The 831-nt window shown below is 63.5% G+C and carries 1 protein-coding gene; it reads right to left on the bottom strand.

Features of this window, described 5'->3' with window-relative positions; translation table 11 throughout:
* The coding region (locus tag AC01FP_RS18160) for a metallophosphoesterase (RefSeq protein ID WP_474482220.1) at positions 1–692 on the bottom strand (692 nt) is incomplete at its 3' end.
* Positions 693–831: the final 139 nt, after the last annotated feature.

Consider the following 831-nt stretch of genomic DNA (forward strand, 5'->3'; position numbering starts at 1 on the left):
GCCCGGTTGTCTGGTCGCTGCACGTCGACCTTGCGCAGGTCGAGCGAGACCAGCGGTGCAACTGACGGAGTGACCGACACCGGCACCCCATGGAACCGGGCATGGATTGGCCGGTGCAGGTGCCCGCAGTGGATCGCCAGGATCTGGTTGTGGCCGGCAATGGCAGCCGCAAGGTTGGCTATCCAGGCTTCACCCGGAGCAGGGTCCATCCAGTCGACCCCGGAGACCACCGGTGGGTGGTGCATGAACAGCACCGTCGGCGTTTCGGGATGGGCATCGAGCTGGGCGCGAAGCCAGTCGTGCCGCCGGATGCAGAAGGCCCCCCCGTGTCGCTCGGGCTCAAAGCTGTCCAGCATCAGGATGCGCAGCCCGTCCAGCTCGATCGCGTACTGGATGAAGCCATCGTCGACCGGCGTGTCCGGGAACGCGGCCAGCAGCCCCTCGCGGCTGTCGTGGTTGCCGGGGATGGCATGGACCGGAAAGGTGCAGGCCTTGAGCAGCTCTGCGATCTTTTCGAAGCTTTCGATATCGCCATGATCGGTCAGATCGCCGGTCAGCAACAGCATATCGACCTTGTTCGGTGCAGCGATCAGGCGGTCCAGCGTTTGCCGGAAGCGAATGCGGTTGAGTTCTTCAGGGCGCGCATCAGGATCGAACCCGATATGAATATCGGTCATCTGCGCAATCAGCATGGGCCGGCCCCTCCCCGAGCTTCAACCAGGCTTCCGACCCAATAAGGCCACCCGATCGCTTTGTTCGGTCGGGTGGTCCTTGGGCATGGGGCCCTTCTTCGGGTGATAGGAATGGCACATTGCGCAGCTTGAGGGAACC

Source organism: Cyanobium sp. NIVA-CYA 375, assembly GCF_056108345.1.